This is a genomic window from Bradyrhizobium sp. HKCCYLRH2015, from assembly GCF_051168215.1.
In the GTDB taxonomy this organism is placed as follows: Bacteria; Pseudomonadota; Alphaproteobacteria; order Rhizobiales; family Xanthobacteraceae; genus Bradyrhizobium.
Genome location: NZ_JBNPUO010000009.1, coordinates 77,134 through 101,719, shown reverse-complemented (window position 1 = coordinate 101,719; position 24,586 = coordinate 77,134). Strand labels below are relative to the sequence as shown.

The 24,586-nt window shown below is 66.1% G+C and carries 30 protein-coding genes; 14 read left to right on the top strand and 16 right to left on the bottom strand.

The genetic code is table 11. From position 1 onward, the window contains the following. Positions 1-169: 169 nt before the first annotated feature. The 3 genes from ACQR1H_RS23520 to ACQR1H_RS23510 all read right to left on the bottom strand — a co-directional run bounded on the left by ACQR1H_RS23520 (position 170) and on the right by ACQR1H_RS23510 (position 2,670). Complete coding sequence (locus ACQR1H_RS23520) at positions 170-643, bottom strand: DUF992 domain-containing protein (protein ID WP_315803312.1); 474 nt, start codon at positions 641-643, stop codon at positions 170-172. A 178-nt stretch (positions 644-821) separates the two neighbouring features. Further along, a complete protein-coding gene (locus tag ACQR1H_RS23515) occupies positions 822-1,346 on the bottom strand; it encodes a DUF992 domain-containing protein (RefSeq protein WP_315803311.1) in 525 nt (174 codons plus the stop codon). A gap of 121 nt (positions 1,347-1,467) precedes the next feature. Continuing rightward, positions 1,468-2,670 carry a pyridoxal phosphate-dependent aminotransferase gene (locus ACQR1H_RS23510; protein WP_315733933.1) on the bottom strand — a complete coding sequence of 401 codons (1,203 nt, stop codon included), beginning with the start codon at positions 2,668-2,670 and terminating at the stop codon, positions 1,468-1,470. Positions 2,671-2,862: 192 nt separating this feature from the next. Here ACQR1H_RS23510 and ACQR1H_RS23505 point away from each other — a divergent pair, with 192 nt between their 5' ends. From ACQR1H_RS23505 to ACQR1H_RS23485, 5 genes are all read left to right on the top strand, one after another. After that, positions 2,863-4,095, top strand: a complete 1,233-nt coding sequence (locus tag ACQR1H_RS23505) for a glycosyltransferase family 87 protein (RefSeq protein ID WP_316217489.1) — start codon at positions 2,863-2,865, stop codon at positions 4,093-4,095. A gap of 193 nt (positions 4,096-4,288) precedes the next feature. Further along, positions 4,289-4,939: a glutathione S-transferase family protein gene (locus ACQR1H_RS23500; protein ID WP_315803309.1), complete on the top strand. Its 651-nt coding sequence runs from the start codon at positions 4,289-4,291 to the stop codon at positions 4,937-4,939. Between the two features lie 194 nt (positions 4,940-5,133). Then, complete coding sequence (locus tag ACQR1H_RS23495) at positions 5,134-5,385, top strand: hypothetical protein (RefSeq protein ID WP_315803308.1); 252 nt, start codon at positions 5,134-5,136, stop codon at positions 5,383-5,385. A gap of 67 nt (positions 5,386-5,452) precedes the next feature. Continuing rightward, positions 5,453-5,653 (top strand): hypothetical protein, encoded by a 201-nt coding sequence (locus tag ACQR1H_RS23490; protein ID WP_316217490.1) that lies wholly within the window; start codon positions 5,453-5,455, stop codon positions 5,651-5,653. Between the two features lie 61 nt (positions 5,654-5,714). Then, positions 5,715-6,176 carry a GNAT family N-acetyltransferase gene (locus tag ACQR1H_RS23485; protein ID WP_316217491.1) on the top strand — a complete coding sequence of 154 codons (462 nt, stop codon included), beginning with the start codon at positions 5,715-5,717 and terminating at the stop codon, positions 6,174-6,176. A 280-nt stretch (positions 6,177-6,456) separates the two neighbouring features. Here ACQR1H_RS23485 and ACQR1H_RS23480 read toward each other — a convergent pair whose 3' ends face one another. The 4 genes from ACQR1H_RS23480 to ACQR1H_RS23465 all read right to left on the bottom strand — a co-directional run bounded on the left by ACQR1H_RS23480 (position 6,457) and on the right by ACQR1H_RS23465 (position 10,172). Then, entirely contained in the window at positions 6,457-6,774 is a 318-nt protein-coding gene (locus tag ACQR1H_RS23480; protein WP_434863845.1) for an endonuclease domain-containing protein, read from the bottom strand. Positions 6,775-6,973: 199 nt separating this feature from the next. Beyond that, positions 6,974-7,294, bottom strand: coding sequence for an antibiotic biosynthesis monooxygenase family protein (locus tag ACQR1H_RS23475; RefSeq protein ID WP_316217492.1), 321 nt, complete (start codon positions 7,292-7,294; stop codon positions 6,974-6,976). A gap of 137 nt (positions 7,295-7,431) precedes the next feature. Next, entirely contained in the window at positions 7,432-8,655 is a 1,224-nt protein-coding gene (locus ACQR1H_RS23470; RefSeq protein WP_316217493.1) for a DUF1501 domain-containing protein, read from the bottom strand. Then, on the bottom strand, positions 8,652-10,172 hold the full coding sequence (locus ACQR1H_RS23465) for a DUF1800 domain-containing protein (protein ID WP_316217494.1): 1,521 nt from the start codon (positions 10,170-10,172) through the stop codon (positions 8,652-8,654). The genes ACQR1H_RS23470 and ACQR1H_RS23465 overlap by 4 nt, the downstream gene beginning before the upstream one ends. Positions 10,173-10,317: 145 nt before the next feature. Here ACQR1H_RS23465 and ACQR1H_RS23460 point away from each other — a divergent pair, with 145 nt between their 5' ends. The 4 genes from ACQR1H_RS23460 (at position 10,318) to ACQR1H_RS23445 (ending at position 12,557) form a co-directional block, all read left to right on the top strand. Beyond that, positions 10,318-10,539, top strand: a complete 222-nt coding sequence (locus tag ACQR1H_RS23460) for a cysteine-rich CWC family protein (RefSeq protein WP_315803301.1) — start codon at positions 10,318-10,320, stop codon at positions 10,537-10,539. Further along, positions 10,536-11,219: an HAD family hydrolase gene (locus tag ACQR1H_RS23455; RefSeq protein WP_315803300.1), complete on the top strand. Its 684-nt coding sequence runs from the start codon at positions 10,536-10,538 to the stop codon at positions 11,217-11,219. The genes ACQR1H_RS23460 and ACQR1H_RS23455 overlap by 4 nt, the downstream gene beginning before the upstream one ends. A gap of 342 nt (positions 11,220-11,561) precedes the next feature. Beyond that, positions 11,562-12,059: a hypothetical protein gene (locus ACQR1H_RS23450; protein WP_316217496.1), complete on the top strand. Its 498-nt coding sequence runs from the start codon at positions 11,562-11,564 to the stop codon at positions 12,057-12,059. Positions 12,060-12,074: 15 nt separating this feature from the next. Next, positions 12,075-12,557, top strand: a complete 483-nt coding sequence (locus ACQR1H_RS23445) for a hypothetical protein (RefSeq protein WP_316217497.1) — start codon at positions 12,075-12,077, stop codon at positions 12,555-12,557. Here ACQR1H_RS23445 and ACQR1H_RS23440 read toward each other — a convergent pair. Then, on the bottom strand, positions 12,532-13,161 hold the full coding sequence (locus tag ACQR1H_RS23440; RefSeq protein ID WP_434908256.1) for a TetR/AcrR family transcriptional regulator: 630 nt from the start codon (positions 13,159-13,161) through the stop codon (positions 12,532-12,534). The two genes, ACQR1H_RS23445 and ACQR1H_RS23440, sit on opposite strands and share 26 nt — an antisense overlap. A gap of 92 nt (positions 13,162-13,253) precedes the next feature. Here ACQR1H_RS23440 and ACQR1H_RS23435 point away from each other — a divergent pair, with 92 nt between their 5' ends. Further along, positions 13,254-14,042: a crotonase/enoyl-CoA hydratase family protein gene (locus tag ACQR1H_RS23435; RefSeq protein WP_434908255.1), complete on the top strand. Its 789-nt coding sequence runs from the start codon at positions 13,254-13,256 to the stop codon at positions 14,040-14,042. Here the strand turns inward: ACQR1H_RS23435 and ACQR1H_RS23430 are convergent. Genes ACQR1H_RS23430 through ACQR1H_RS23420 form a run of 3 tightly spaced genes read right to left on the bottom strand, consistent with a single transcriptional unit; the run spans position 14,039 to position 15,773 of the window. Beyond that, positions 14,039-14,734 (bottom strand): glutathione S-transferase family protein, encoded by a 696-nt coding sequence (locus ACQR1H_RS23430; protein WP_316237596.1) that lies wholly within the window; start codon positions 14,732-14,734, stop codon positions 14,039-14,041. The two genes, ACQR1H_RS23435 and ACQR1H_RS23430, sit on opposite strands and share 4 nt — an antisense overlap. 30 nt (positions 14,735-14,764) lie before the next feature. Then, on the bottom strand, positions 14,765-15,004 hold the full coding sequence (locus tag ACQR1H_RS23425; protein ID WP_434887252.1) for a hypothetical protein: 240 nt from the start codon (positions 15,002-15,004) through the stop codon (positions 14,765-14,767). Between the two features lie 7 nt (positions 15,005-15,011). Next, positions 15,012-15,773 carry a TSUP family transporter gene (locus ACQR1H_RS23420; RefSeq protein ID WP_434908254.1) on the bottom strand — a complete coding sequence of 254 codons (762 nt, stop codon included), beginning with the start codon at positions 15,771-15,773 and terminating at the stop codon, positions 15,012-15,014. A 90-nt stretch (positions 15,774-15,863) separates the two neighbouring features. Between ACQR1H_RS23420 and ACQR1H_RS23415 the strand changes: the two genes are divergently transcribed. The 4 genes from ACQR1H_RS23415 (at position 15,864) to uvrB (ending at position 21,015) form a co-directional block, all read left to right on the top strand. Next, positions 15,864-16,787, top strand: a complete 924-nt coding sequence (locus ACQR1H_RS23415; RefSeq protein ID WP_315803292.1) for a LysR substrate-binding domain-containing protein — start codon at positions 15,864-15,866, stop codon at positions 16,785-16,787. Positions 16,788-16,853: 66 nt separating this feature from the next. Beyond that, positions 16,854-17,066 carry a hypothetical protein gene (locus ACQR1H_RS23410; RefSeq protein WP_315803493.1) on the top strand — a complete coding sequence of 71 codons (213 nt, stop codon included), beginning with the start codon at positions 16,854-16,856 and terminating at the stop codon, positions 17,064-17,066. 203 nt (positions 17,067-17,269) lie between these two features. Further along, a complete protein-coding gene (locus ACQR1H_RS23405; protein ID WP_315714095.1) occupies positions 17,270-17,452 on the top strand; it encodes a hypothetical protein in 183 nt (60 codons plus the stop codon). A gap of 164 nt (positions 17,453-17,616) precedes the next feature. Then, the gene (gene uvrB / locus ACQR1H_RS23400) at positions 17,617-21,015 is read left to right on the top strand and encodes an excinuclease ABC subunit UvrB (RefSeq protein WP_434908253.1); all 3,399 of its coding nucleotides are present in this window, start codon (positions 17,617-17,619) and stop codon (positions 21,013-21,015) included. A gap of 79 nt (positions 21,016-21,094) precedes the next feature. On the opposite strand, the gene ACQR1H_RS23395 is transcribed toward uvrB, so the two are convergent. The 5 genes from ACQR1H_RS23395 to ACQR1H_RS23375 form a co-directional block, all read right to left on the bottom strand. Continuing rightward, positions 21,095-21,697, bottom strand: coding sequence for a hypothetical protein (locus ACQR1H_RS23395; protein ID WP_316217504.1), 603 nt, complete (start codon positions 21,695-21,697; stop codon positions 21,095-21,097). 26 nt (positions 21,698-21,723) lie between these two features. Continuing rightward, entirely contained in the window at positions 21,724-22,317 is a 594-nt protein-coding gene (locus ACQR1H_RS23390; RefSeq protein WP_410051438.1) for a papain-like cysteine protease family protein, read from the bottom strand. Between the two features lie 342 nt (positions 22,318-22,659). Continuing rightward, on the bottom strand, positions 22,660-22,833 hold the full coding sequence (locus ACQR1H_RS23385; protein ID WP_434840244.1) for a hypothetical protein: 174 nt from the start codon (positions 22,831-22,833) through the stop codon (positions 22,660-22,662). 760 nt (positions 22,834-23,593) lie between these two features. Further along, a complete protein-coding gene (locus ACQR1H_RS23380; protein ID WP_434908252.1) occupies positions 23,594-23,986 on the bottom strand; it encodes a hypothetical protein in 393 nt (130 codons plus the stop codon). Positions 23,987-24,139: 153 nt separating this feature from the next. Continuing rightward, a complete protein-coding gene (locus tag ACQR1H_RS23375; protein ID WP_316217552.1) occupies positions 24,140-24,361 on the bottom strand; it encodes a hypothetical protein in 222 nt (73 codons plus the stop codon). Positions 24,362-24,586: the final 225 nt, after the last annotated feature.

The following is a 24,586-nucleotide window of genomic DNA, read 5'->3' as shown; positions in this document are numbered from 1 at the left end:
CTCCTCGTTGTGGAGCTCGGCCCTTGATTGGGTCGGCAAAGCCGAATGCTCTGCCTCGGCTGCCGCTTTGGCAAGCAGGCGGCCTGCGAAAAACGTTGCTGCAGTGCGGGGGATCCCACCGTCTTCCCGCACGATGGCGGGAAGAGCGCTGTTCACGGCAAAGGGAAGATCACCGACCCGGGCGCAATTCGAGGCTTTGCAGCCCCGCCGCGACGCTGATACCGACCTGGCCCTGGACGCTGAGCGGCTGCAGCGCGATCGAGTTGGCGGAGCCGCCGACCAGCACGTTGCCGCCGACACCGACGCCGACCGCGGCCGAACCCTGCGCACCGGCATAATCGCCGGAGAGATCGCCCGGCCCGAGCCGCGCGACCGGCGCATAGACCACCCAGGCCAGCAGCGATTCCTGGGTGATGCCGAGATCGAGGCCGACCTTGCGGATGGTCGCGACGTAACGATCCTCCGGCAGCCCGTCGGCGCGCAGCACGCAGCCGAGATGGGTGACCGAGCCGACGATGAAGCCGACGCTGGCGCCGCCGCGGCATTCGAGGACGCCGACCCGCACGCGATCTTGCGCCTGGGCAGCGCCGCCGATGCAGAGGACGGCCGCAGCGGTGAGCCCGGCGAGGATGGTCGAGCGCATGAATAAAACTCCGGCTGAAATGAACATGTGATGCGGCGCTCGGTGATCGGGACTGATGATCACGAGCCATCACATCTATGCCACAAGGCTTACAGCCGCACCAGAAGCGGCGCGCCGTTCATCTGGCTGAACGAAGCACGCTCTCGCACAGCGCGGCTGCGAGGCATTGTCGCCGTGCTCAGCGATAGTAGCGCGAGAAGTAGGACGAGGGCTGGCTCGGGCTCGGATGGATCGGCAGCAGCGGCACTAGCTCGACCTCGGTGATTCCCGCGGCGAGGTTCATGCCGGTCTGCCCCTGCAGGCTGATCGGCTGCAGCTGGGTGGCGCGATCGGTGTCGCGCACCAGGAAGCTGCCGCCGAAGCCGACCAGCGCGGCAGCGTTGGCCGACAATCCGCCATAGCGCCCGCGCAGCTCGCTGCGGCCGAAATCGTTGACCGGCGCGTACACCGCCCACGCCATCCGGGTCTGATCCGTCAGTCCGAGATCGAGACCGTAGCGGCGGACCTTGGCGACATAACGCTCCGGCGCGCGGCCCTGGCTGCGGAAGACGCAGCGCAGACGGGCCTGTGACATCACGAGCTTGCCGGCCGTCCGGCGGCCCTCGCACTCCAGAACCCCCGCACGCATCGGGCGGCCCTGATGGGCCTGCGCGAGCGGCACGAGCATCACCATCGCCACGATCGACAGCACAAGCAGCCGCATCGAACTCCAACCTTACGCCACGCAACTTGATCCCGGACAAAAGAAAGGCGCCATGTTCAAAACATGGCGCCTTTCTGTGCGGAAATTGACCTTTAGAGATTCAAAGGTCGCTGTTGCCCGATTACCTCAAATTGCCGCAGAAGCGCTGGATGCGCTTGCAGGCGTCCTCGAGGTCGGAGGTCTTGGTCGCGTAGGAGATGCGGAATGCCGGGCCGAGGCCGAACGCCGAGCCGTGCACGACAGCGACGCCCTCGGTCTCCAGCAGCTCAGTGACGAAGGCCTCGTCATTGTCGATCACCTTGCCCGACGGCGCGGTCTTGCCGATCGTGCCGGCGCAGGACGGATAGACGTAGAACGCGCCCTCGGGGCGCGGGCATTCGATGCCGCTGGCCTGGTTCAGCATCGACACCACGAGATCGCGGCGCTCCTTGAAGACCTTGTTGTTGGCCGGGATGAAGTCCTGCGGACCATTCAAGGCTTCGACGGCAGCCCATTGCGCGATCGAGCACGGGTTGGAGGTCGACTGCGACTGGATCGTCGCCATCGCCTTGATCAGGTGCGCTGGGCCGCCGGCATATCCGATGCGCCAGCCGGTCATGCAATAGGCCTTGGAGACGCCGTTCACGGTCAGCGTGCGGTCGTACAGTGACGGCTCGACCTGCGCCGGCGTGGTGAACACGAAGTCGTCATAGACGAGGTGCTCATACATGTCGTCGGTCATGATCCAGACATGCGGATGCTTGACCAGCACCTCGGTGAGCGCCTTCAGCTCGGCCTTGGTGTAGGCCGCGCCCGTCGGGTTCGACGGCGAGCACAGGATCAGCCATTTGGTCTTCGGCGTGATCGCCTTCTCCAGCGCCTCCGGCTGCAGCTTGAAGCCATGGGCGGCAGTGCAGACCACCGGCACCGGCTCACCACCGGCAAGCGCGACCATTTCCGGATAGCTGACCCAGTACGGCGCCGGGATGATCACCTGGTCGCCGGGATTGATGGTCGCCATCAGCGCATTGTACAGCACCTGCTTGCCGCCGACGCCGACGATCACCTGGTTCGGCTTGTAGGTCAGGCCGTTCTCGCGCTGGAACTTGCCGATGATGGCTTCCTTCAGCTCGGGGATGCCGTCGACCGCGGTATACTTGGTTTTGCCGTCCTGGATCGCCTTGATCGCGGCCTGCTTGATGTTGTCGGGCGTGTCGAAATCCGGCTCGCCGGCGCCCAGCCCGATGACGTTGCGCCCCGCCGCTTTGAGGACGCGCGCTTTGTCCGTGACCGCGATGGTCGCGGACGGCTTCACACGGTCGAGCGCAGCGGCGAGAAAGGACATCATCAGCTCCTATGCAGGCGTCGTGGATCACCCTTTTCGGGCCACGACCAGTCATGTCAGGGAAACGCTTGCTTTTAAGGCCCCGGGCGCTGCATCGCAAGAAGCTTGGGCACATGGCTCCCAAGACTTTAGGGAACGTTAAAGCGGCCCCGCTAGCGTGGCCCCCACGATTGTCCAGAGTTTCAGGCCGAAATGACCAATATCGGGTACGCCCTGCGATCCGGCGACTGGCTGACGGCCACGCGGATCAAGTCCTACAGCTGGATCCTGCTCGCGGTCACGATCGTGGCCATCGCCGGCTGGATCGCGCTGTCCGATGGCCTGATCGACCGCAACGGCAAGCCGATCGGTACCGACTTCTCCAACGTCTATGCGGCAGGCGTGCTGACCCTTCAGGGCAAGGCGGCCGACGCCTATGATCCGCCGCTGCAGCATGCGATGGAAAAGGCCGTGTTCGACGGCCGCGACGTGCCGTTCTTCGGCTGGCACTACCCGCCCTTCTTCTTCGCGATCGCCGCCATCACCGCCCTGCTGCCCTATGCCGGCGGGCTCGCGCTCTGGGTCGTGTCGAGCCTGCTCGCGTACCTCGCGGTCATGCGCGCGATCCTGCCGCGTTCCGAGACCCTGCTGGTCGCGACCGCCTTTCCCGCCGTGTTCGTCAACATCGGTCACGGCCAGAATGCATTCTTCACCGCGGCGCTGCTCGGCGGCGCGCTGCTGTCGATGGAGCGCGGCCGGCCGTGGACGGCCGGCATCCTGATCGGCCTGCTCGCCTACAAGCCGCAATTCGGCGTGCTCATTCCCGTGGCGCTGCTCGCAGGCGCGCGCTGGCCGACGGTTGCTGCGGCAACCGCCACGGTGGCCGCGCTGGTCGCGATCAGTTTCGCCGCGCTCGGCAACGACGTCTGGCACGCCTTCTTCCAGTCGATGACCTTCACACAGAGCGTCGTGCTCGAGCAAGGCGGCACCGGCTGGGAGAAGATCCAGTCGGTGTTCTCGGCCGCTCGGCATTGGGGCGCCGATGTCAGGTCCGCCTATGCGCTGCAGAGCCTGCTGGCGCTGTCGCTCGCGGCCGCACTTGCGTGGCTGTGGCAGAGCGAGGCCGCATTCGATCTCAAGGCATCGGCACTGGCGAGCGCGAGCCTGCTGGCGACGCCTTATGTGCTCGACTATGACCTCGTGGTCCTCGCAGTCGCGATCATCTTCTTCGTCCGGCACGGCCTCGCGAACGGCTTTCGCGACTACGAGCTCAGCATACTCGCGGCCGCCTGGATCGTGCCGCTGCTCTCGCGCAGCGTCGCCGGGCTGACGACGATACCGCTGGGCCTCATCGTTCTGATGACCCTGTTCGCGCTGACCTTGCGCCGCGCACTCACCGATCGCGCGGTCGAGATCGGTGGACAGGCGCGCATCGCGCAGGCGTGATCTCGATTGTTTGAATCTATTGGAAAGTTGTTATTCGAGAGTGCAGTGCAGTAGCGCATTTCGACTTTTTCCATCCGCCGGCTCTTGCAGCCTGCGCTCATCGGCATCATTGTCTGGCCGCATTGCGGGACGATCTGGCGTCCGGATGCGCGATGCGTCCAACCCTTGATTCCTCGAACTCGAAACCGGCCGGATGTACAAGCTCTATTCGATGCAGCGGTCAGGCAACAGCTACAAGGTCCGCCTTGCGCTCGCGCTTCTGAACGCGCCCTATCAGGCGATCGAGATCGACATCCTGCGCGGCGAGAGCCGCACGCCGGATTTTCTCGCCAAGAATCCCAGCGGCCAGGTGCCGCTGCTGGAGGTCGGCGAGGACCGCTTCATCGCCGAATCGAACGCGATCCTCTGGTATGTCGCCGGCGGCACGCCGCTGGTGCCGGAGCAGCGCATCGAGCGCGCCGAAGCGCTGCAGTGGATGTTCTTCGAACAGCATGCGCTCGAGCCGAACATCGGCGCCGCCTATTTCTGGCTGCTGCTGGTCAAGGGCGGGCGCGACCTGCAGACCCATGCGCTGGAGGACTGGATGGAGCGCGGCTATGCCGCGCTGCAGGTGATGGAGAATCATCTCAAGAGCAACGACTACTTTGCCGCGAAGCAGCTGACGGTCGCCGACATCGCGCTCTACGGCTACACCCATGTCGCCGATCGCTGCGACTTCGATCTGTCGACCTTCCCGAAGATCCGCAGCTGGCTGCGCCGTGTCGAGCAGACGCCTGGCTTCGTCGCGATGGACTGGCAGCCGGCGCTGATCGATTCGGCAGGCATTGCTGCCGACTACGGCTGACACGTTCACCGTAAGACTACCGACTATCCGTAGAACAGCGGGGAAAATACACGCGATGGCGGGAACGATCACCGCCGACGCCATGTTTCTGCCCTTTTTTCTGATTTGCCGCCGCAATCCTGCCCAGCGCGACCTTAGAATTTACCTCTGCGAGTGATTCGCTCGCGGATGTATGGGTAAGGGATTTCGACTTCATGTCCGGGTGGCGTCTTGCTTCCGTTCCGAAGTTCAGTTGGGTTCGCGGCCAGGCGTGGCCGCTAGCGCCGGACCTCCGCCGAGGGCTCCCGGCGCCCGTCAGCGGCTTTCACGACGACGCGACGCTCACCCTGTCGCCGAGCCTGACCACCGCCGTGGTCGCAACGATCGCGGCCAGCACGCTCTCATTGGGTGTCAGCGTCACCATCGCGGTGGTGTCGATCCGCGCCCTCTTGTCGATGCCCGCTTAGCAGGAAGCCATTTTGACAACCCTTCGCGGTTTTCGCGACAACAGGCGATGATTGTCTCGCGCACAAAATGGCGATGAAATCAACGGTCGTAATCGTTGCCGTGACCCTGGCACTCGCGATCCTGCTGGCGGCGTCACTGCTGATCCTGATCGAGCGGCGGGGCGAGCTTTCGTTCTCGCCGCTGACCGAGGAGGATCGGTCTGTCTATGTCGAGCTGGTGCGGCCGCCCGCCGCCGAACCGGTGCCGCCGCTGACCGTCTCGGATTGATCGCGAGCGCGGCTGCGCGTATCGAAGGTCCGTCGAGATTCAAACGGACGGCGAAGCCTTCATGCACGAAGCCCTCACTGTGCGCGCCATCGCGCGCGACGATCATGATCGCTGGTTGCCGCTCTGGGACGGCTACAACGCCTTCTACGGCCGTTCGGGGCCGACGGCGCTGCCGAGCGAGGTGACCGCCGTGACATGGTCGCGCTTCTTCGATGCCGACGAGCCGGTGCATGCCCTGGTCGCCGAGAGCGGCGGCGAGCTGATCGGCCTGGCGCACTACCTGTTTCATCGCGCCACCACCACGATCGGGCCGCTCTGCTATCTCAACGACCTGTTCACGAGCGAGGCCGCCCGCGGCAGGGGCGTCGGCCGGGCGCTGATCGAGGCGGTCTACCGCGAAGCGCGTCAGGCCGGTGCGCCGCGGGTCTATTGGCAGACGCACGAGACCAACACCACGGCACAGGCGCTCTACGACAAGATCGCCGAGCGCTCGGGCTTCATCGTCTATCGCAAGGCGCTGTGAGCGGGCGGTGTCACGCCGCCGTCACGGGGCAGGCCTACGCTCCATCGAGCGCCTGATCATCCCCCGTCACCGGTCACGCGTTTCAGCGGTCCCCGTCAGTCGCCGTCTCTGACCGGGGCCGCATTTTTTTGGCGTGGCCACCTCTGAGAGCGGAAAGCGAGATGCTGCCGTGCGATCGGTGGGCTTCCTCTCCCCGTTCTTCACGGGGAGAGGGCTGGGGTGAGGGGCAGCGGATCGGGCGGTGCAGCCTTGCCACAGCGCCCACTACTCACGCGTCAGCTCATCTTGAATCAGCGTCAGAACGCCTTCGATATTTCCTAGGACATCGTTGTTCCCGATAGCCTTCCTCCGCTAAACGGCGATCGCGAACAACATCCTGCTTAGACTCGCTGTGTTGTCCCCCGTCAATTTCAACGATGAGGCGCCTCTCTCGACAAACGAAGTCGCAGATATATTCTGCGACCGGGAGCTGCCGAACAAACTTGTGACCATCCAGCCGACGGCTGCGTATCTTATCCCACAGCGTGTTCTCCGCGTTCGTCTGGGCAGTGCGGAGCCGCCGAGCAAGACCGACGGATTTCAGATCTGGTCCTCGCATGTGCCGTACCTCATCGCAGGTCTTCATCGTGCTGAAGCCGTTGAGACTGCAATACAGCACGAGCTGACGAGACCGGGCGAGCGCGACGACCACCACCCGTGCCGCTGCCCCTCACCCCAACCCTCTCCCCGTGAAGAACGGGGAGAGGGAGCATACCGGCTACGCAGCGGCAGATCGAATCCAAATCCCGAGCAACGTCCTACTTCTTCCCACCCACCGTCTGCCTCACCTCGAAGCCCTCGAACTGCGGCGGGCCGAGATAGAGCGGCTTGTTGTCGCCGGCGCCCTTGTGGGCCATGCGGAAGGCTTCGGACTTGGTCCAGTCCTCGAACGCCGCCTTCGACGCCCAGATGGTGTGCGAGGCGTAGAGCGTATGGTCCTCGGCTTCCGGTCCCTTCAACAAGTGAAACTCGACGAAGCCCGGCACCTTGTCGAGATGGCTGTCGCGCGACAGCCAGACCTGCTCGAAGGCGGCCTCCGAGCCCTTGGCGACGCGAAAACGATTCATGGCGATGAACATGCTGATCTCCTGAGGGATGAATGCCGCAGGTCCGAGGACTAGCAGACTTCGCGGTGCAATGCGCCCTCGGCGGTGGCCGCTGATGCCGCGATGTCGACCGCTTCAAAACCCCGATCGGGACATGGCGCTAGCAAGCCTTACGCCACGAGCCCCTTGATCGGCTTCACGGCCGCGCTGTCCGGAAACACCGCGCCGCCGAGCGCGTGCTCGCCGATGCCGAGATGGTCGGCGAGGACGCCCTTGAACACCGCGCGCAGATCCGTCGTCGGCGCAAGATCGCGTCCCTGATAGAGGCTCGCCATCTTCAGCGTCGGCCAGTCGGCGATCACCCGACCGCCCCTGACCGCGCCGCCGGCGAGCAGCGCGACGGTGCCGGTGCCATGATCGGTGCCTTGCGTGCCGTTGATCTTCGCCGTGCGCCCGAACTCGGTTGCGACCACCACGACCGTATCGCGCCAGCGCGGGCCGAGCCCGCTCTCGAACTCGGCGAGCGCGCCATCGAGACCCGACAGGAGCTGCGCCAGCCGGCCGACCGCGCCGCCTTCATTGGCATGCGTGTCCCAGCCGTCGAACGCCAGCGCCGCGATGCGCGGACCGTCATCCGCCGCGATCAGCTTCGCCGCACCGCGCGCGACCTGGCGCATCGCTGCGATCTGGTTGCCGCCCGGCTTCGGCTTCATATCGTCGCCGACCGCGACCTTCTCGAGCTTCAGCCCTTGCGACAGCGCAGCCGCCAACGCTGGATCGCGATGCGCATAGAGGTCCACCAGCCGCGTCGCGGTATCGTCATCGGCCTGCGGCAAGGTCACCGGCGCCCAGCCGACGGTGGGCGCTGCGCCGCGCAGCACCAGCGGTGCCGTCGGACCGACCGCGAGCGCGCCCGTGACGCGGGGGCCGCGCGGCAGAGCCTCGACTGCGCGGTTCAGCCAACCCGATTGCACGCGGCCGGGACCGGCGAAGCCGCTTTCGAGCACGTCCTGGCCATCGAAATGCGAGCGCTCGCGATACGGTGTCGCGACCGCGTGAATCACCGCCGCCTGCTTGTCGCGATACATGCGCGCGAATTCCGGCATCGCCGGATGCAGCGCAAAGAACGAGTCGAGCGGCAGCGCCGGATTCGGTCCCGCCGTCGTCAGCGCGATCGCGCCATGCAGCCCGGCGTAGTCGGGATCGCCGACCGGCGCCACGGTGGCGAGCCCATCGAGCGCGCCGCGCAGGATCACGACGATCAGCCGTGGATCACGCCGATCGGCGGCCCGCGCGAATTTCGGCAGATAGCCCCAGGCGGCAAAGGACGCGCCTGCCAGCAGCAGGTGGCGACGCGAGGTCAACAGCGAGGCCGCGATCCGGTCCATCGTCATCTCCTCTGGAATTCCGGCGACATCAGCAGCAGCGCCAGCGCCTGCTGGCGCGATTCCGCACGCTCGATCGTTCGCCGCGTCTCCGTCGAAGTCGCGTCTCCCGCGGCGAGATCGAGCAGATCACGGGGATCGAGATTGTTGCCGAGACGCGCGGCGAGTTGCGCGGAGATGTCCAGCCGCAGCTTCATGCCCTCGGGGGCGGCCCACATCGCGGTGGTATCCGCGAATCCGTTCGGCCCTGCGGGCGCCCACAGCGGCTGTCCCAGCATGTTCAGGGAATTGAGATAGAAGCCGGGATCCTCGGGCACGCGCGCCAGCAGCCGGCCGCCCGCGACCAGGAACTCATAAGGCGAGCGGATCTTGGTCAGCGGTGCCGACCAGGCTTCATCGGCATCGACGAGCGCCAGCGTCACCGCTCTCAGATCGCCGTCGCTCTTCTTGAATACGGCCTCGAGCCGCGCGACCAGCGCGGGCGGCGGATCATCGGCGACGAAATGGCGCGCGAGCTTGGTGGCGATGAACTTCGCAGTCGACGGATGCCGCGCGATGTCGGCGAGCGCAGCCTCGCCCTGGGCGAGGCCATCATCCCCGTAGACCTTGCCGAGCAGAGTCTGCGGCCCCGGCTGATGCGCATTGGCATTGAACACGAAGCTGCCGGGCGCCGCGTTGCGGGCGTTGCGGCCGGCGAAGCTCCAGCCGGTGATGATGCGCGCCAGCGACGTCACGTCCTCCTGGCTGTAGCCGCCGCCGACACCCAGCGTGTGCAGCTCCATGATCTCGCGCGCGAGGTTCTCGTTGAGGCCGCGCTTGCGGTTCTGGCCGGCGCGCGAGTCCGGTCCGAGCGATTCCTGGTTGTCGAGAAAGAACAGCATCGCCGGATGCTGCTCGACCGCCTTCAGCATGTCGGCGAAGCGCCCGAGCACGTGCGGCCGGATCGCCTCGCGCTCGAACGCGCCAGCCCACATCCGCGCCAGTTCGCCCTTGCCCGCGGAGATGCAGAAATGATTCGACCAGAACGCCACCAGCCGCTCGGTGAAGCCGCAATCGGCGAGCACGGCGCGCTGCAGCCGCGCCAGCGCTTCGGCACGGAACGTCTTCTGGACGACGTTGGGCGGCTGCTGAGCCTGCGCGGGCTTTGCCGGCGCTCCCTGCATCGCGGGTGCGGGGTCGGCACCGGCCGCCGGGGCTGCCGAGGGCGGCGCGGCCATGGCTTTGTCCGCGCCGTTCGTGGACAAGCCGCGCGTCTGACTGGACGGGTCCTGCGGCGCAGCCTCCGACTTCGCGGCCTCGCGGGCCCGCTTGACCTCGTCCTGATAGGCGAAGACGGCAGCGGCGAGTGCGGGCGTCGACTGCAAGCCCGGCGCCTCCAGCAGCGTTCCATTGGGACGGCCGAGCTCGGCCTTGACGAAGCCGCGCGGGTCCGACGCCGCATTGACGAGATCGCCCGAGGCGCCGCCACGCGCGCCGAAGCCGAAGCGATTCAATGCGACAAGAGCCGCCTGGGCATCACGCGCCATGCCTCATCCTCACCAGCGGCCCGTCATCACGGGAGCTCCCGAAGCAGTTTGCTGCCGCGACCGCAGACTGCGATGGCGCGGCAGATTGTCACGCACTATACTTGCCCGCGCAGATGAACCGGACATGAAAAGAGGTGGATCGGACGTGGTTCCGAAGGTGACAAATCGTTTAGCAGACGTGGCCGCGCGGCAACTCATCTGCGAGTCGTGCGGCGCGGAGTTCAGCTGCGATCCCGGCGGCTCCTGCTGGTGCTTCGAAGAGGCCGTGCGCCTGCCGCTGCCCGAGACCGGACAGACCCGGTTCAAGGACTGCCTGTGCATCAATTGCCTCAAGAGGCTGGCCGGCGAACCGGAGCCGGGCTCGTGACACGCTGGCACGTCGAAGCCGTCCTGCTCGACATGGACGGCACGCTGCTCGACACCGAGAAGGTCTATCTCGAAGCGGCGATCGCAGCGCTGAATGCGCTCGGCTATAGTGATGGCGTCGTCGAGCTCTGTCACGCGATGATCGGCATTCCCGGCCCCGACAACGAGCAGACCCTGCGCGACCATTTCGGCGACGATTTTCCGCTGCTCGAAGTCAACCGCCTGTTCGCGGCCAAGACCATCGAGATCCTGCAGGCGGGCATGCCGCTGAAACCCGGCGTCATTGCGCTGCTCGACGCGATCGACGCGGTCGGGCTGCCCAAGGCCGTCGTGACCTCCTCCTCGCGCCGCACGGCGGCGGAACACCTTGGCCTCGCCGGCATCGACCACCGCTTCGATGCGGTGCTGACGCGCGACGACGTGACCCGTGCCAAACCGCATCCGGACCTCTATCTGCTCGCCGCGGAACGGCTGCGGACGCGCGCGCCGGCCTGCGTCGCGATCGAGGATTCCAATCCCGGCGTCGCCTCGGCGTACGCCGCCGGCGCGATCACCTTGATGGTGCCGGACATCGTGGCGCCGAACGATCATTCGCGGGCGAATGCGGCGGCCGTGCTGCCGGATCTCGACGCCGCCATGGCGCTGCTCGCGCGCCGTTCGGTGCTGCCCGCCAGGATGTGACGTCAGATCCGCGGCCTGTGAAGCGGCCGTACAGCTTTGCCATTGTCTTCAAACGCGACCGAACATAGTCACAATCGGTTCACGTCGTTGCGCCGGTGCCCACGGCCCTATCGGATGCATTAACCCGCACGCCCTACCGTGCACGGCGTTGGTGGATGGGCTTATTTCATGTTGCGATTCATTGGCGCCGCGGGTGCGGCATTCTTGGCTGCGTTCGCTGGTGTGAGTTGGGCGGTCAGGGGGTTTCCGCTTCCGGATGGACCGTGGCGGGGCATGATGCAGACAGCTTCGATTGAAGCCGCATCAAATCTCGCTGCGCCGACGCCCGGGACCGTGGCGGTCGTGGCTCCCCTCTCCCCGACGGTCGACAGGACCTTCGGCGGCCCAGAATCGAAGGAGTTCGAGCGCAAGGCGTGGCTCGCGCAGCACACCTCGCAGAGCGACAAGAATCCCAAGCTGGACGTTTTGCGCATGGACGCGTTGCAGGCCGCGACGGCCTACAAGCTGTCGCCCTGCGACACAACCATGAAGCAGAACCTGGTCGACGCACTGACGGCCTACACGCGGGCCTATGTTGCCAAGCTGGACTGCAAGCGGCAGTTCTGGGGCGCGAAAATCTGCACCGACAAATCGCTTCGGGAGGCGGCCGACAGCGTCGGCACGCCGCTCGATCAGCGCGTGAAGGAGGCGTTGTTCGAAGCCTTCGAGGAGAAGGGCATCACCAAGGCGGACTTTCCGGCTGATGTGCGCGAGGAGGTCCCGCACTTCGCCGGACCCGCTTTCTGGTCCGACGAGTCGGCGGTGTGCCGGACGAGGCAGGCGCAACGGGACCGGCGATAGCAAACGGGCGCTGCCATGAACCGGCTGATCTTCATCATTGCGGCCATCGTCGTCTGGCAGGTCGGCGGACGGCTGTTCCTGACAGACGCGCCGACCACGGCGGCGTTTCCGCCCGTCACCGGCGCGGAGTTTCAGGACCACGAGAAATACACCGAGGACGCCCGGCGCTCGCAGCGCGAAGACGCGCTGAAGTCGCTCGACCTCGCCTGGAGCGACCGCTGCGGCGCCAAGCGCGACAACTTCATCAGCGGTCTCAACCACTACTACTATCATCGGCAGAACCAGAGCGAGCGCTACCCCGAGACCTATGGTCCGGCCGGCGCCGCCTATATCGCCGGCGTATGGACGACCGCCGAGGATCGAAGGATCGAACGGCTCACGCAGGAAGCCTACGCCGCCGGCTACATCAAGCCATCCGATTTCGACGGCATGGCGAGCCAGATGGTCGCCACGGTCGTCCGCGGTGAACAGGTCAGGGGACGCGGCTGCGCCGGCTGAGGGTTGCGCGCGACGCGGATCGCTTGCCCTTCGGCAGGGTCGCGGCGACCAGCGTCCGTGCCGCCGCGCCCGCGGTTTCCATGTAGCTGGGGTCGCGATGCAGCAGCACGACGGCGAACGCGCCGTCGAGCAGCAGCAGCATCTGGCGGGCGAGCGCGTCCGCTTCGGCAATTCCCTGCTCTGCGAAGATCGCCTGCAGCCAGGCCTCGAACTTCTTCTTGTGGGCGGCGCCGATCCTGATGGCGGGATGGCCGGGCAGATTGGCGAGCTCCGCGGTGGTGCGCAGGAAGCCGCAGCCGCGCCATTTCGGATGCCGCGCGGCGCGGGCGAGCTGGTTGAAGATCCCGGCGATCTTGTCGGGCAGCGCGCCGTCGGTCTCATCGAACCAGCGCTTGAACAGCGCCAGGTTCGGCTGGTCGCGCGCGGCGAGATAGGCCGCGACGAGATCGTCCTTGCTGCGGAAATGATAGTACAGCGTCTTCTTGGTGACCCCCGCCTTCTCCGCCACCGCATCGACGCTGACGGCGCGGATGCCCTCGGCATAGAACAGCCGGCTCGCGGCGGCGACGATGCGGGCGGGCGTGGGATCGGGGGAACGGGGCATGGCAGCGTCCAATATATACTGACCAGTGAATATACCTCGGCGGCCGCGGCGCCTAGTCTCCGCCTGCTCCACCCTTCAGCCTGCGAGACGCCATGACCGACCTCATCCTGCTCGACATCTCCGACCGCATCGCCGTGATCACGCTGAACCGGCCGCAGCGGCTGAACGCGCTCAGCTACGCGCTGATCGATCGATTTATGGCCGCGCTCGACCGCATCGAGACCGATGCCGGCGTCAGGGCCGTGATCCTCACCGGCGCCGGGCAACGCGCCTTCTCAGCCGGCGCCGACATCGACGAATTCACCGCGAGCGTCCGCCAGGGGCGTGCCGCGGCGCTGCGCGACTTCGTCCGGCGCGGCCAGGCGATGACGGCGCGGCTTGAGGCGTTCCGCAAGCCGGTCATCGCGGCGGTCAACGGGCTCGCCTTCGGCGGCGGCTGCGAGATCACCGAGGCGGTGCATCTGGCGGTGGCGAGCGAGCGCGCCAGCTTCGCCAAGCCCGAGATCAGGCTCGGCATGCCGCCGACCTTCGGCGGCACGCAGCGGCTGCCGCGGCTGGTCGGCCGCAAGCGCGGGCTCGAGCTGCTGCTGACCGGCGATTCTGTCCCGGCGCAGCGCGCGCTGGAGATCGGGCTCGTCAACGCCGTCGTGCCGCATGACGAGCTGTTGCCGGCGGCGCGGGCGCTGGCACAGCGCATCATCCGCCATGGGCCGGACACGGTCGGGAGCATCATCACCGCCGCGACGCGCGGGCTCAACATGACGATCGGCGAAGGGCTGCAGGTCGAGAGCGAGCAGTTCGCGAGCCTGGTCGGCAGCCGCGATCTCGCCGATGGGCTGGCGGCCTGGCGCGAGCGCCGGCCGCCGCGGGTCCCCAGCTAGACCGGATGGCCGGGCGACTTGCGCGCCAGCCCGTCGAACGCATCGAGCAGCCGCTCGCGCCAGGCATGGACGCTGTCGCTCTCCTCGAGCAGCCGGAACGGGCTCACCACGCGCGCCCACTGGAAGCCGCCGAACACGATGTAGTCGGCATAATCGGGCGCATCGCCGCCGATGAAGGCCTGCGTCTTCAAGGTCTGGCGCAGCGGCTCCAACGACCTGCGGAAGCCGATGACGGCCTGGTCGCGCGCGGCCATGACCTCCTCGAGGCTCTTGCCGAACCGCGCCTCGCGCGATTTGCGGAAGTAGTCGGCATCCGCGGCGGCGAGGTTCTTCGGAATGTCGGCGATGATCAGCGGGAAGATGCCGCCGACGATGGCGATGTCGCCCCAGGCATTCATGAAGCGCGCCATCGCGCGGCCGCCGGCGCCGCCGAACAGCGACGGCCGGTCCGGATAGGTGTCCTCGAGGTAGTTGGCGATCGCCCAGGAATCGGCCACCGCGCGGTCGCCGTCGAGCATGACCGGCACCTTCTCCGAGCCATGCGGGGCGATCGCGCTCTTCTCGGTGAAGCGCCACGGAATCGTATCGGCGCTCAGCCCCTTGTGCGCCAGCGCCATCCGCGTGCGCCAGCAGAACGGACTGAACGGGCGGCCCGCATCGGTCCCGACGAGTTCATACAGCTTCACGGCCATTCCCAGTCCTTCCTTCACGTCCGGACCGTTCTAGCGCACCACGCGGCCGTTGTCGCGCAGCAGCTGCGCGCCGGCGTCGGTGACGACGATGAAGATGCCGACGCCCGCGATCGCCTCGCGCGTGACATAGCCGAGATCGGCGGCATCTTCCCACACCGTCAGCCGCGGGCAGCTCGTCCGCCACGTCGCCACCACCTCGGCGTGGCGGCGCGGCGCGCGCGCGATCCACTCGACGAAGTCCAGCACCAGGGGGTCTGCCGATCCGGCCATTCTCGCCTCACTCCGCCGCCGAGCTCTGCGCGGCCAGCAGCAGCCAGCCGCCATAGAGGATGTAATAGCTCGCCACCGCCGTGATGATGCGGGTGGCCCAAATGCGGAACTGCTGCTCGCTCATCGCCTCCAGGAGCCGCCGCGCCAGGCTGGTGCCGAGCATCGACGCCGCCACCGCAACGAGCGCGAGCACCGGATCGAGGCCCGCGGCCTGGTCGATGATGCCGCCGAAATAGATCAGCTTGGTGAGATGACTCGCGACCTGGCACGTCGCCTTGGTGGCGACGATCGCGCGGCGGTCGAACCGCGCGCCGAGAAAGAACGTGTCGAGCAGCGGCCCGGACACGCCGGTCATCAGCATCAGCCCCATGCAGATCGTGCCGTAGATCGCGCCCTGCCAGACGCTGTCCGGGTCGGGCTTCAGGCCGGGCGGCATCAGCCGCGCCATGAACGGGGTGATGCCGAGCAGCAGCAGCGCCATCGGCGTGTCCGGCACGTAGCGGATCAGCGACCACAGGCCGAGCGCCAGCGCGCAGCCGACCAGATACACCGCGACCGGCCGCCAGCGGATGTGCCGGCGCCACAGCACCGCGCGCCAGCCGTTCGACGCCATCTGCGTCGCCGCGTGCAGCACCATCGCCGCCGGCAGCGGCATGATCGCCAGCAGCACGCCGATCAGGATCAGCCCGCCCGCCATGCCGAACAGGCCCGACAGGAACGCCGTCGCCACCATCAGCAATCCGAGCGCTGCAATCAGGGCGGGTGTCATGGCTGAGCTCCTCGCCATGCAATTTGTCGCACTGGCGATATCGGCACAAACCGAGTTATCTTGCCCTCCATCAGTTTTCCTGAGGGCGCGATGAGACGGCTGCTGTTCCTCAACGGCATCAAGGCGTTCGAGGCGGCGGCGCGCACCGGCAGCTTCGCCGCGGCAGGCAGCGAGCTCAACGTCTCCGCGGCCGCGATCAGCCGCATGGTCAACCTGCTCGAGCAGCGGCTCGGCGTGGTGCTGTTCGAGCGCAAGGCCAACCGGCTGGCGCTGACCGCCGCCGGCCGCGCCTATCAGAGCGGGCTGACGCCGATCTTCGACGCGCTGTCGAGCCTGACCGCGCAGATCATGGCGCCGTCGTCGATGCGGGTGCTGACGCTCGGCGTCGGTCCGACCTTCGCGATGAAATGGCTGATCCCGCGGCTCGCCGATTTCAGCACCGAGCAGCCGGACATCGAGGTCCGCATCACCACCGGCGGAGCGGCGGTGCCGTTCGGCGACGATTGGAGCTGCGGCATCAAGCTCGGCGACGGCGCCTGGCCGGGCCTCGTCGCCGAGCCGCTGTTCGCCGCCGACCTCGTGCCGGTGTGCACGCCGCGGCTCGCCGCGACCTTGAAGAAGCCGGCGGATCTCAAGGGACCGAGCCTGCTGCGGGTGTCGCACGCCGCCGAGGACTGGGCGCTGTGGCTGAAGGCCGCGGGCATCACGCGCGTCAGCGCGCGCGGCACCGAGTTCCAGTACTATGGACATGCGCTGCAGGCCGCGATCGACGGTCTCGGCGTCGCCATGGGCATCCGGCCCTATATCGACGACGATCTCGCCGCGGGACGCCTGGTTGCACCGTTCGCACTGACCGTCCCGAAAGGCGAGCGCTGGTATCTTGTCTACCGACATTTCCAGGCCGGCCAACGTGATTTCGCCGCGTTCCGGCGTTGGATCATGCGCGCGGCGTCACAGCCCGCGACCCGGAATTCTCAACGCAGGGACGCGATCAAAAAAGACGCGGACGTGTGAACCTGTTCACAAATGATCGGACCAATTCATGCTGTCGTTGCCGTTCGGGACATCCAGGACTGCGCAATGACGTATTTGTACGAGGACTTCGCCATCGAGCCGTTCGAAGCAGGACGCGGCTTGTGGCACGCGCGGATCCGCCGCGCGGACATGACCCCGGTGGTGATCAATGGCGTTTCGTTCCCCTCGCTCGAAGTCGGCTTCGCCTGGTCCGATGCGGACATGGCGATTGCCGACGCGAAAAGCCATATCGACCGCTTTCGCAAGCGGTGGGGCTGACACCTGCAAACCGATTCGGCGCACTTTGAAGCACGCGACGGAGGATATCGACCGAACCCCGGGAAAAGACGGATAGCGCGACGTGGAACAATCTCCGAGAGTGAAGTCCCCGAGAGTCCACCCGCGCGGCCAGACGGTTCCAAGCCAACATTCCAAACGCCAATTCGAAATGCCGAGTGTATTCGTAATGCGGACTGCAATTCATGGCTGAGCCTGCCGTCAAACACCTCGCTTTTTCGGTGCGTACGCGATGCCCGGACTGCGATGCGGAGCTGAGCGTCCTGAGCGTCATCAACGGCCGCGGCGGTTCCGAGTACTGGGCCCTGCAATGCGTCGCCTGCCACGGCGTGCATCTCGACATCGTCGAGCAGCCGACCCGGCATTGACCGTCGGCACGGCGTCGCGGGAACGCCATCGCGCTCATTGAACGCGCGTGGTCGTCCGCGCGCATGCGCATCGCGGCGTCCTGCTGCCACCATGCTGTCAGCAGGGCTGGAGGGGGCGCCCGACCACTCTTTCAAGTCGGCCTCATCCGTCCCATATTCGGGCGATGGCGAAGACCCCCGACACCCCCAAGAAGCCCGGCCGAACTCCGAAATCGAAAGCGCACCGGCCCGACGTGCAGCCGATCGGGCCCGCGCTCGCCGAGCTGCTCAATCCCGCCATCAACCGCGGCGAGAGCGGCATCGGTTCCTCAACGGGACTGCAGCCTCCGCCGGACAATTCCTGGGACCGCCGCAGCGGCGGCGAGGCCGCCGCGCATCGCGCGCGGGCGTCGACCAAGGGCAGGAGCGCGGATGTCGCGACCGGCGACGCGTCGGCGCGGCCCATGCCGCTGCGGCCGAATCCGCAGCCGGCGGGGGAGCGGTCGTCCGTCCGTGACACGTCACGAGCTTCAGCCCAGCAGGACGCTGCGCTCCCTCCCCCCTTGTGGAGGAGGGCTGGGGAGGGGGGTGCCCCAAGCGCCCGTGAATCCACCCCCGCCTCCTCCCCGCAAGGGGGAGAGGAGGAGAGCGTGGCAGCGCGACCTGCGCCGCCTCCCGCGCTGGCTGACGACTTAGACGCAGCTCGTGCCGGAGTACCCCCCTCCCCACCCCTCCCCCACAAGGGGGGAGGGAGCGCCGCGGCGCAAGCGGACGCGCCCTCTGACAACACTGGCGCTTCCGGCCTCGCCGAAGCGCCGCAGGCCAATTACGGCACCGCCGCCACCATCCCGACGCTCGATCCGGAACTGGCGCGGCAGCTTGGCCTGCCCACCGCCGAGGACGACGAGGAAGCGCTCGCCCGTCCGCCGCGCAGCAAGATGGAGGCGCTCGGCGTCAAGGCCACGGCGGAAGCGCTGGAGTCGCTGATCCGCGAGGGCCGTCCCGAGTTCCGCAAGGACGACGGGTCGCTCAAGATATGGACGCCGCATCGTCCGCCGCGCCCGGAGAAGTCGGAAGGCGGCGTCCGCTTCGAGATCAAATCGGCCTATGAACCCAAGGGCGACCAGCCGCAGGCGATCAGGGAGCTGGTCGAGGGCATCCAGCGCAACGACCGCACCCAGGTGCTGCTCGGCGTCACCGGCTCCGGCAAGACCTACACCATGGCGAAGGTGATCGAGGCGACGCAGCGCCCGGCCATCATCCTGGCGCCGAACAAGACGCTGGCTGCGCAGCTCTATGGCGAGTTCAAGAGCTTCTTCCCCGACAACGCGGTCGAGTACTTCGTCTCCTATTACGACTACTACCAGCCCGAGGCCTACGTCCCGCGCACCGACACCTATATCGAGAAGGATTCCTCGATCAACGAGCAGATCGACCGCATGCGCCACGCCGCAACGCGCGCGCTGCTGGAGCGTGACGACGTCATCATCGTCGCCTCGGTGTCCTGCATCTACGGTATCGGCTCGGTCGAGACCTACACCGCGATGACCTTCGCGCTGAAGAAGGGCGAACGCATCGACCAGCGCCAGCTCATCGCCGACCTCGTCGCCCTGCAATACAAGCGCACCCAGCACGATTTCACCCGCGGCACCTTCCGCGTCCGCGGCGACGTCATCGACATCTTCCCGGCGCACTATGAGGACCGCGCCTGGCGCGTGAACCTGTTCGGCGACACCGTCGAGAATATCGAGGAGTTCGATCCGCTCACCGGCCACAAGCAGGACGAGCTGGAGTTCATCAAGGTCTACGCCAATTCGCACTATGTGACGCCGCGCCCGACCCTGGTGCAGGCGATGAAGTCGATCAAGTCCGAGCTGAAGGTGCGGCTCGACCAGTTGCACGCGCAGGGCCGCCTGCTCGAGGCGCAGCGGCTGGAGCAGCGCACCACCTTCGACTTGGAGATGATGGAGGCGACGGGGAGCTGCGCCGGCATCGAGAACTACTCGCGGTATCTGACCGGACGCCTGCCCGGCGAGCCGCCGCCGACCCTGTTCGAATACGTCCCCGACAACGCGCTGGTGTTCGCCGACGAGAGCCACGTCACGGTGCCGCAGATCGGCGGCATGTTCCGCGGTGACTTCCGCCGCAAGGCGACGTTGGCCGAATACGGCTTCCGCCTGCCGTCCTGCATGGACAACCGCCCGCTGCGGTTCGAGGAGTGGGACATGATGCGGCCGCAGACCGTGGCGGTGTCGGCGACGCCCGGCGGCTGGGAGCTGAACGAGGCCGGCGGCGTGTTCGTCGAGCAGGTCATCCGCCCCACGGGCCTGATCGATCCTCCCGTCAACATCCGGCCCGCCCGCACCCAGGTCGACGATCTCCTCGGCGAGGTCCGCGCCACCGCGCAGGCGGGCTATCGCTCGCTGATCACGGTGCTGACCAAGCGCATGGCCGAGGACCTCACCGAATATCTGCACGAGCAGGGCATCCGCGTCCGCTACATGCACTCGGACATCGACACCATCGAGCGCATCGAGATCATCCGCGATCTCCGCCTCGGCGCCTTCGACGCGCTGGTCGGCATCAACCTGCTGCGCGAGGGCCTCGACATTCCCGAATGCGCGCTGGTCGCCATCCTCGACGCCGACAAGGAAGGTTTTCTGCGCAGCGAGACCTCGCTGATCCAGACCATCGGCCGCGCCGCGCGCAACGTCGACGGCAAGGTGATCCTCTACGCCGACCAGATGACCGGCTCGATGGAGCGCGCCATCGCCGAGACCAACCGCCGCCGCGAGAAGCAGGTCGAGTACAACACCATCAATGGCATCACGCCTGAGAGCGTCAAGAAGTCGATCGGCGACATCCTCAACTCGGTGTACGAGCGCGACCACGTGCTGATCGAGACCGGCGGCGGCACCACCACCGACGACGTCATCTCCATCGGGCACAATTTCGAGGCCGTCCTGGCCGACCTCGAAACCCGCATGCGCGAAGCCGCCGCCGATCTCAACTTCGAGGAAGCCGCTCGCCTCCGCGACGAGGTCAAACGCCTCCGCGCCACCGAGCTCGCCGTCGTCGACGACCCCACCGCCAAGCAGCGCACCGTCCAAGGCAAAGCCGGCGCCTACGCCGGCACCAAGAAATACGGCGACGCCGCCAATTTGCCGACGGCGGCCTTGAAGGGCCGGGGTGGCTCCAGCCGCAGCTCATCAAGCCGCGCCGGCGGTCCCTCCGTTCCCTCCCCCCTCGTGGGGGAGGGTCAGGGAGGGGGGCCCGCGAGTCGCGGCGGTCGTGGCGGCGCAAAGTCTCGCGACCACGATCCACTGCTGCCCTCGGTCGACGAGATCACCGGCGGCGCCTCACGCAGCACCAGCTCCAAAGTCCACAAGCCCCATCTCGACGAGATGCACGGCCCGGAATCCCTGCCCTACCGCCCCAACGCCAAGCTGCCGGCAAAGCCGTTCGGCAGCAGCAGCAAGATCATCCAGCCGACCAACTCCCGCGAATCCGGACCCGAATTCGGCCCGGCCCCACGCTCGACCGGCGGCGCGCCGGGGAAGCGGGGCGGGTGGAAGAAGCGGTGAACACAAACCTTACGGAAAGCCACACTGATTAAACGAGATCATCAAATCATGCGCGACTATTGAGTCGACCGCAACAATTCTAGAAACCGCGTCGATGAGGAGAAGACGGGACGGCGATAGCGAAGCGATCTTGTGCCGCTTCTTTCAGTCGATCGAGGAAATGCGGATCATCTTCTATACTTCTGCCATCTATGCTTGGCTCGATTTTGCCTTCTGCTATTGGAAAGAAAATATCCTCAAACCCGCGAGCCTCATGTAGCCATAGTGCCGTCACATACATTGCAGGCACCTCCAGCGCTCTGACCTCATACTCTTCACTCGAGGATTCATACTCCCGCTTCACTATCTCCGTCGCTTTGAAAAAGCGCTCGGCCACAGGTCCGCGAATAAGCGCTGAGAGATTTGGAGGAGCTTTATCGGCTCGGACGTCAGCCAAGGCTATGCCGCCTGCCCAAACGATCGGATATCGCCACGCCGTGGGATCGCTCTTGTGCAGAAAATCAGATTTTAGTGCGTCTGCTGGACTAATCAGAAAAAGTGGGATCGCACCTTTGTTATGAACTTTCTTGGCGCCGCCGAGCGTAGAACTGCTGCTTCGAGGGCCCCTGGACAACAAATGCGGGAGAGCGGCGTTCACCGCAGCCACCCCGCCAGACGGACCAAGACGACTGACAATAGTCATATCGGGAGTCCCTTTTTACGATCCCATTACGCCGAAAGCGGAGCGTCCGCGACAGGGCCGCCGGCCACGGGGCTAGGAGTTGCAGAAGTAAAATACGTATGCGTCCATGTGTCTCCGGGAGAACGGTAAGACGAGCAAAAATCGTTGTATGCGATTTGAACGAAGCCGTAAAATGGATCGTGAACCTCCACATACTCCAGGCCCGTACCATCCCGGGACCATCCGCCCACTCCGACAAAGTGGGCGCCAAAGCCGCCGGCCCACTGTATCCGGCAACCTAATGGCCGATCAGCATTCATTTCGCTCACGAGGTCCGCGAAGGATATGTCGGAGAGAATGAGACCGGCAAAGTGACCAACGCGAGTGAGCGCGCGGTCCAGGTACCACGCCCGATTGCATGCACCGCTCGCATCCACCCCACAGCAATCCAAAGGTGCCAGTTCACCTGAAGCAACTTCGCATTGTGTCCGATTGACCGCACCGTAGAAGATGGCGACGCTCGCGCTCACGGCAGCCCAGCACCAGAACTCTTGTTCCTGCATCTGAACCGCGAAGCCACTCAATGATTTCGAACCAGCGCCTCCACCGGTGGATCCCGACGGTACCGTCTGCATAGACATCCGTTAGTCCTTCGCCAGTATTCATTCCTGAAAATCAATAGGACGTGGGTGCATCAGACCGACGCTGTCATCTCAAGAACAGCCTCGGCGGCCCTTTACAACTTCAAACGTCCGAAATCTATCATAGATTGTAGATTTTTAAAATCAAACTATCCGAGTAGTCGGGGGGGGGGAGAGGCGCCTAACTGTTGAGGCGATTTCCTCGCCGTGACCGACGAAGCCTTACATTGTAGATATAGGCGAGGATTTCAGTCGGCAGACCGCTTGCCGCCAGTGGCCATAACGCCAGCAAGACGGTTGCCCTCGCGAGAAGGCTGCAGAGGGCTGCTCGGCACGAGGCAATCACTTCAGCGACACTCCGCCCTCAAATCGAGACAGCGATTTTTTCATTGGCCTCAGGATGCCGAGCGGTCCTGAGGCAACCGAACCAGCTCCGCCAGATAACCGGCCTGACAAGCGAAAGACCCAGCGCTTATTCCGAAAAATAAAAACATCTTGCGCTTTATCGGAAATCATGATTATCTCCCCCGCATCCCGCCTCACCGCAGAGGGGCGTAGCGCGCGATCGTCACGACACGCGAGGTGGGGATGCGATGGCCGCGATGAAGCCGCAGCGTGTCTTCGGATGCGCGGACGAACGGCTTGGCACGGACGTGAAGTCGCAGCGTCCTGATACCCCGACGCTGGTATCAACCTGGCGCAATGCTAGCGCATTGCGCTGGGGATGGTGGCCAACAAGCCCGGCGCACCAGGGAGACTGCGTATAAGCGTGAAGACCGTCGCGCAGGGAATGCCGGAGTGTTCGGCTTTGCCTGTGGTACCTGCCGCCTGCTTTTTTTTCGCAGGCGGGCCATGGGTGAGGCCTTCACCCGGCATTCCCTGCGCCCTCTGCACTTTCAAGAGGGCCACACGGATCGCAACACTCGGGCATCACATGCCGCGAGAACGAGCGGCCATGTCCTGGACTTGTCACCGGCTGTTTGAATCGTAAATCCGCCAAACCCACCGCTGTCGTCCCGGACAAGCCATGACGCGCGCCAGCGCGGCGCGGCGCCGATCCGGGACCCATACGCCGCGGCGGTCGTGAGAGGCAAAAAGCCAATCGCCAGCGTGCCTCAAACCGCTCCCTGGGGGTATGGATCCCGGCGTTCGCCGGGACGACAGGGGAGCGAGGTGAGACAGACGCGCGTCGTCCTCGCCGACGTGTCGGACGAGCCGCAACGGACACCGGCGCTGCGCCGAGCCAGGCACCATGCTTCGCGGGACGGCGCCCGCCTCACCCCATCGCCAGCACCGCGACCGACAGCAGCGCCAGCATCACCGTCGAGCTCAACAATTGCAACGATGCCTCCGGCTGCGTGCGCCAGCGCAGTACCTTGTCGGCGAGGCCCAGCGTCGCGTCGTAGAACTCCGCTGCGTAGGCTTGCTTGAACACGCGCTGAAAGCGCGGGCCTGCCGCCGAGGTCATCAGCACGTGGATGAGGGTCGCGCTCGCGACGAAGCCGATGATCCCAGGCCGCAGCGCGGTGCTGTGCGCGAGCTTGAGGATCAGCGCGGCGCCGGCATAAGTGGGAATGGCCTGGAACAGCGCGGTCAGCGCCATGCCTTCGAGCAAATTGAGCAGCGCCGCCTTCGGCGCGGAGGTGCTGGGGGAGGCGACGGTGAGCATGGCCTGGACATCCGGTTGCGGCGGCCCTCGGCGAGGACCAGACCGCTCCCGTCTAGCCGCCACGTCCGGCGCGGACCGTGAGACCTGTCACGCCGGGCACCGTCTCCGGGCCGAGGCGGAGGCACGCCGCAGACGAGCGGCGCGCCGCATCGACTAGGTCCGGCCCTGCCCGTTGACCTGGCCCTGCTGCTGCTGACGCTCCTGCTCCTTGGCGCGGTGACGGCCGTAGAGGCAGCCGGCGGCGGCGCCGAGCACGCCGTGATGACCGGCATAATGGCCGGCGACGCCGCCGACGATGGCACCCTTGATGCACCCCTTGGCCTCGGCGTCCTGCGTCGACAGCAGCGCCAGCGCTGCGACGGAGGCGGCCAGCATGGTCTTCGTGATCGACATCGTCATGATCGAGCTCCGCTTGGATTGGTGCGGGGTAACGGCGACGCGGCGGGGCGGTTCCCGGCTCGCAACCGGCATGACGCGTTGCGCGAACCTTATCGCGCGCGGTGATGACCCAGGAGCTGAGAGATGAGCTGGATGAGCTGAGAGATGCCCCCAGACATGATCGTGACGCGATCACCCGCCAAGCTTCCGTTCACCGTACCG

What these genes read in the sequence shown, in the direction of transcription:
- ACQR1H_RS23520 (WP_315803312.1), bottom strand. Translation starts at nt 643, where the DNA reads ATGCGCTCGACCATCCTCGCCGGGCTCACCGCTGCGGCCGTCCTCTGC.
- ACQR1H_RS23515 (WP_315803311.1), bottom strand. Translation starts at nt 1,346, where the DNA reads ATGCGGCTGCTTGTGCTGTCGATCGTGGCGATGGTGATGCTCGTGCCG.
- ACQR1H_RS23510 (WP_315733933.1), bottom strand. Translation starts at nt 2,670, where the DNA reads ATGTCCTTTCTCGCCGCTGCGCTCGACCGTGTGAAGCCGTCCGCGACC.
- ACQR1H_RS23505 (WP_316217489.1), top strand. Translation starts at nt 2,863, where the DNA reads ATGACCAATATCGGGTACGCCCTGCGATCCGGCGACTGGCTGACGGCC.
- ACQR1H_RS23500 (WP_315803309.1), top strand. Translation starts at nt 4,289, where the DNA reads ATGTACAAGCTCTATTCGATGCAGCGGTCAGGCAACAGCTACAAGGTC.
- ACQR1H_RS23495 (WP_315803308.1), top strand. Translation starts at nt 5,134, where the DNA reads ATGTCCGGGTGGCGTCTTGCTTCCGTTCCGAAGTTCAGTTGGGTTCGC.
- ACQR1H_RS23490 (WP_316217490.1), top strand. Translation starts at nt 5,453, where the DNA reads ATGGCGATGAAATCAACGGTCGTAATCGTTGCCGTGACCCTGGCACTC.
- ACQR1H_RS23485 (WP_316217491.1), top strand. Translation starts at nt 5,715, where the DNA reads ATGCACGAAGCCCTCACTGTGCGCGCCATCGCGCGCGACGATCATGAT.
- ACQR1H_RS23480 (WP_434863845.1), bottom strand. Translation starts at nt 6,774, where the DNA reads ATGCGAGGACCAGATCTGAAATCCGTCGGTCTTGCTCGGCGGCTCCGC.
- ACQR1H_RS23475 (WP_316217492.1), bottom strand. Translation starts at nt 7,294, where the DNA reads ATGTTCATCGCCATGAATCGTTTTCGCGTCGCCAAGGGCTCGGAGGCC.
- ACQR1H_RS23470 (WP_316217493.1), bottom strand. Translation starts at nt 8,655, where the DNA reads ATGACGATGGACCGGATCGCGGCCTCGCTGTTGACCTCGCGTCGCCAC.
- ACQR1H_RS23465 (WP_316217494.1), bottom strand. Translation starts at nt 10,172, where the DNA reads ATGGCGCGTGATGCCCAGGCGGCTCTTGTCGCATTGAATCGCTTCGGC.
- ACQR1H_RS23445 (WP_316217497.1), top strand. Translation starts at nt 12,075, where the DNA reads ATGAACCGGCTGATCTTCATCATTGCGGCCATCGTCGTCTGGCAGGTC.
- ACQR1H_RS23440 (WP_434908256.1), bottom strand. Translation starts at nt 13,161, where the DNA reads ATGCCCCGTTCCCCCGATCCCACGCCCGCCCGCATCGTCGCCGCCGCG.
- ACQR1H_RS23435 (WP_434908255.1), top strand. Translation starts at nt 13,254, where the DNA reads ATGACCGACCTCATCCTGCTCGACATCTCCGACCGCATCGCCGTGATC.
- ACQR1H_RS23430 (WP_316237596.1), bottom strand. Translation starts at nt 14,734, where the DNA reads ATGGCCGTGAAGCTGTATGAACTCGTCGGGACCGATGCGGGCCGCCCG.
- ACQR1H_RS23425 (WP_434887252.1), bottom strand. Translation starts at nt 15,004, where the DNA reads ATGGCCGGATCGGCAGACCCCCTGGTGCTGGACTTCGTCGAGTGGATC.
- ACQR1H_RS23420 (WP_434908254.1), bottom strand. Translation starts at nt 15,773, where the DNA reads ATGACACCCGCCCTGATTGCAGCGCTCGGATTGCTGATGGTGGCGACG.
- ACQR1H_RS23415 (WP_315803292.1), top strand. Translation starts at nt 15,864, where the DNA reads ATGAGACGGCTGCTGTTCCTCAACGGCATCAAGGCGTTCGAGGCGGCG.
- ACQR1H_RS23410 (WP_315803493.1), top strand. Translation starts at nt 16,854, where the DNA reads ATGACGTATTTGTACGAGGACTTCGCCATCGAGCCGTTCGAAGCAGGA.
- ACQR1H_RS23405 (WP_315714095.1), top strand. Translation starts at nt 17,270, where the DNA reads ATGGCTGAGCCTGCCGTCAAACACCTCGCTTTTTCGGTGCGTACGCGA.
- uvrB (WP_434908253.1), top strand. Translation starts at nt 17,617, where the DNA reads ATGGCGAAGACCCCCGACACCCCCAAGAAGCCCGGCCGAACTCCGAAA.
- ACQR1H_RS23395 (WP_316217504.1), bottom strand. Translation starts at nt 21,697, where the DNA reads ATGACTATTGTCAGTCGTCTTGGTCCGTCTGGCGGGGTGGCTGCGGTG.
- ACQR1H_RS23390 (WP_410051438.1), bottom strand. Translation starts at nt 22,317, where the DNA reads ATGTCTATGCAGACGGTACCGTCGGGATCCACCGGTGGAGGCGCTGGT.
- ACQR1H_RS23385 (WP_434840244.1), bottom strand. Translation starts at nt 22,833, where the DNA reads ATGATTTCCGATAAAGCGCAAGATGTTTTTATTTTTCGGAATAAGCGC.
- ACQR1H_RS23380 (WP_434908252.1), bottom strand. Translation starts at nt 23,986, where the DNA reads ATGCTCACCGTCGCCTCCCCCAGCACCTCCGCGCCGAAGGCGGCGCTG.
- ACQR1H_RS23375 (WP_316217552.1), bottom strand. Translation starts at nt 24,361, where the DNA reads ATGCTGGCCGCCTCCGTCGCAGCGCTGGCGCTGCTGTCGACGCAGGAC.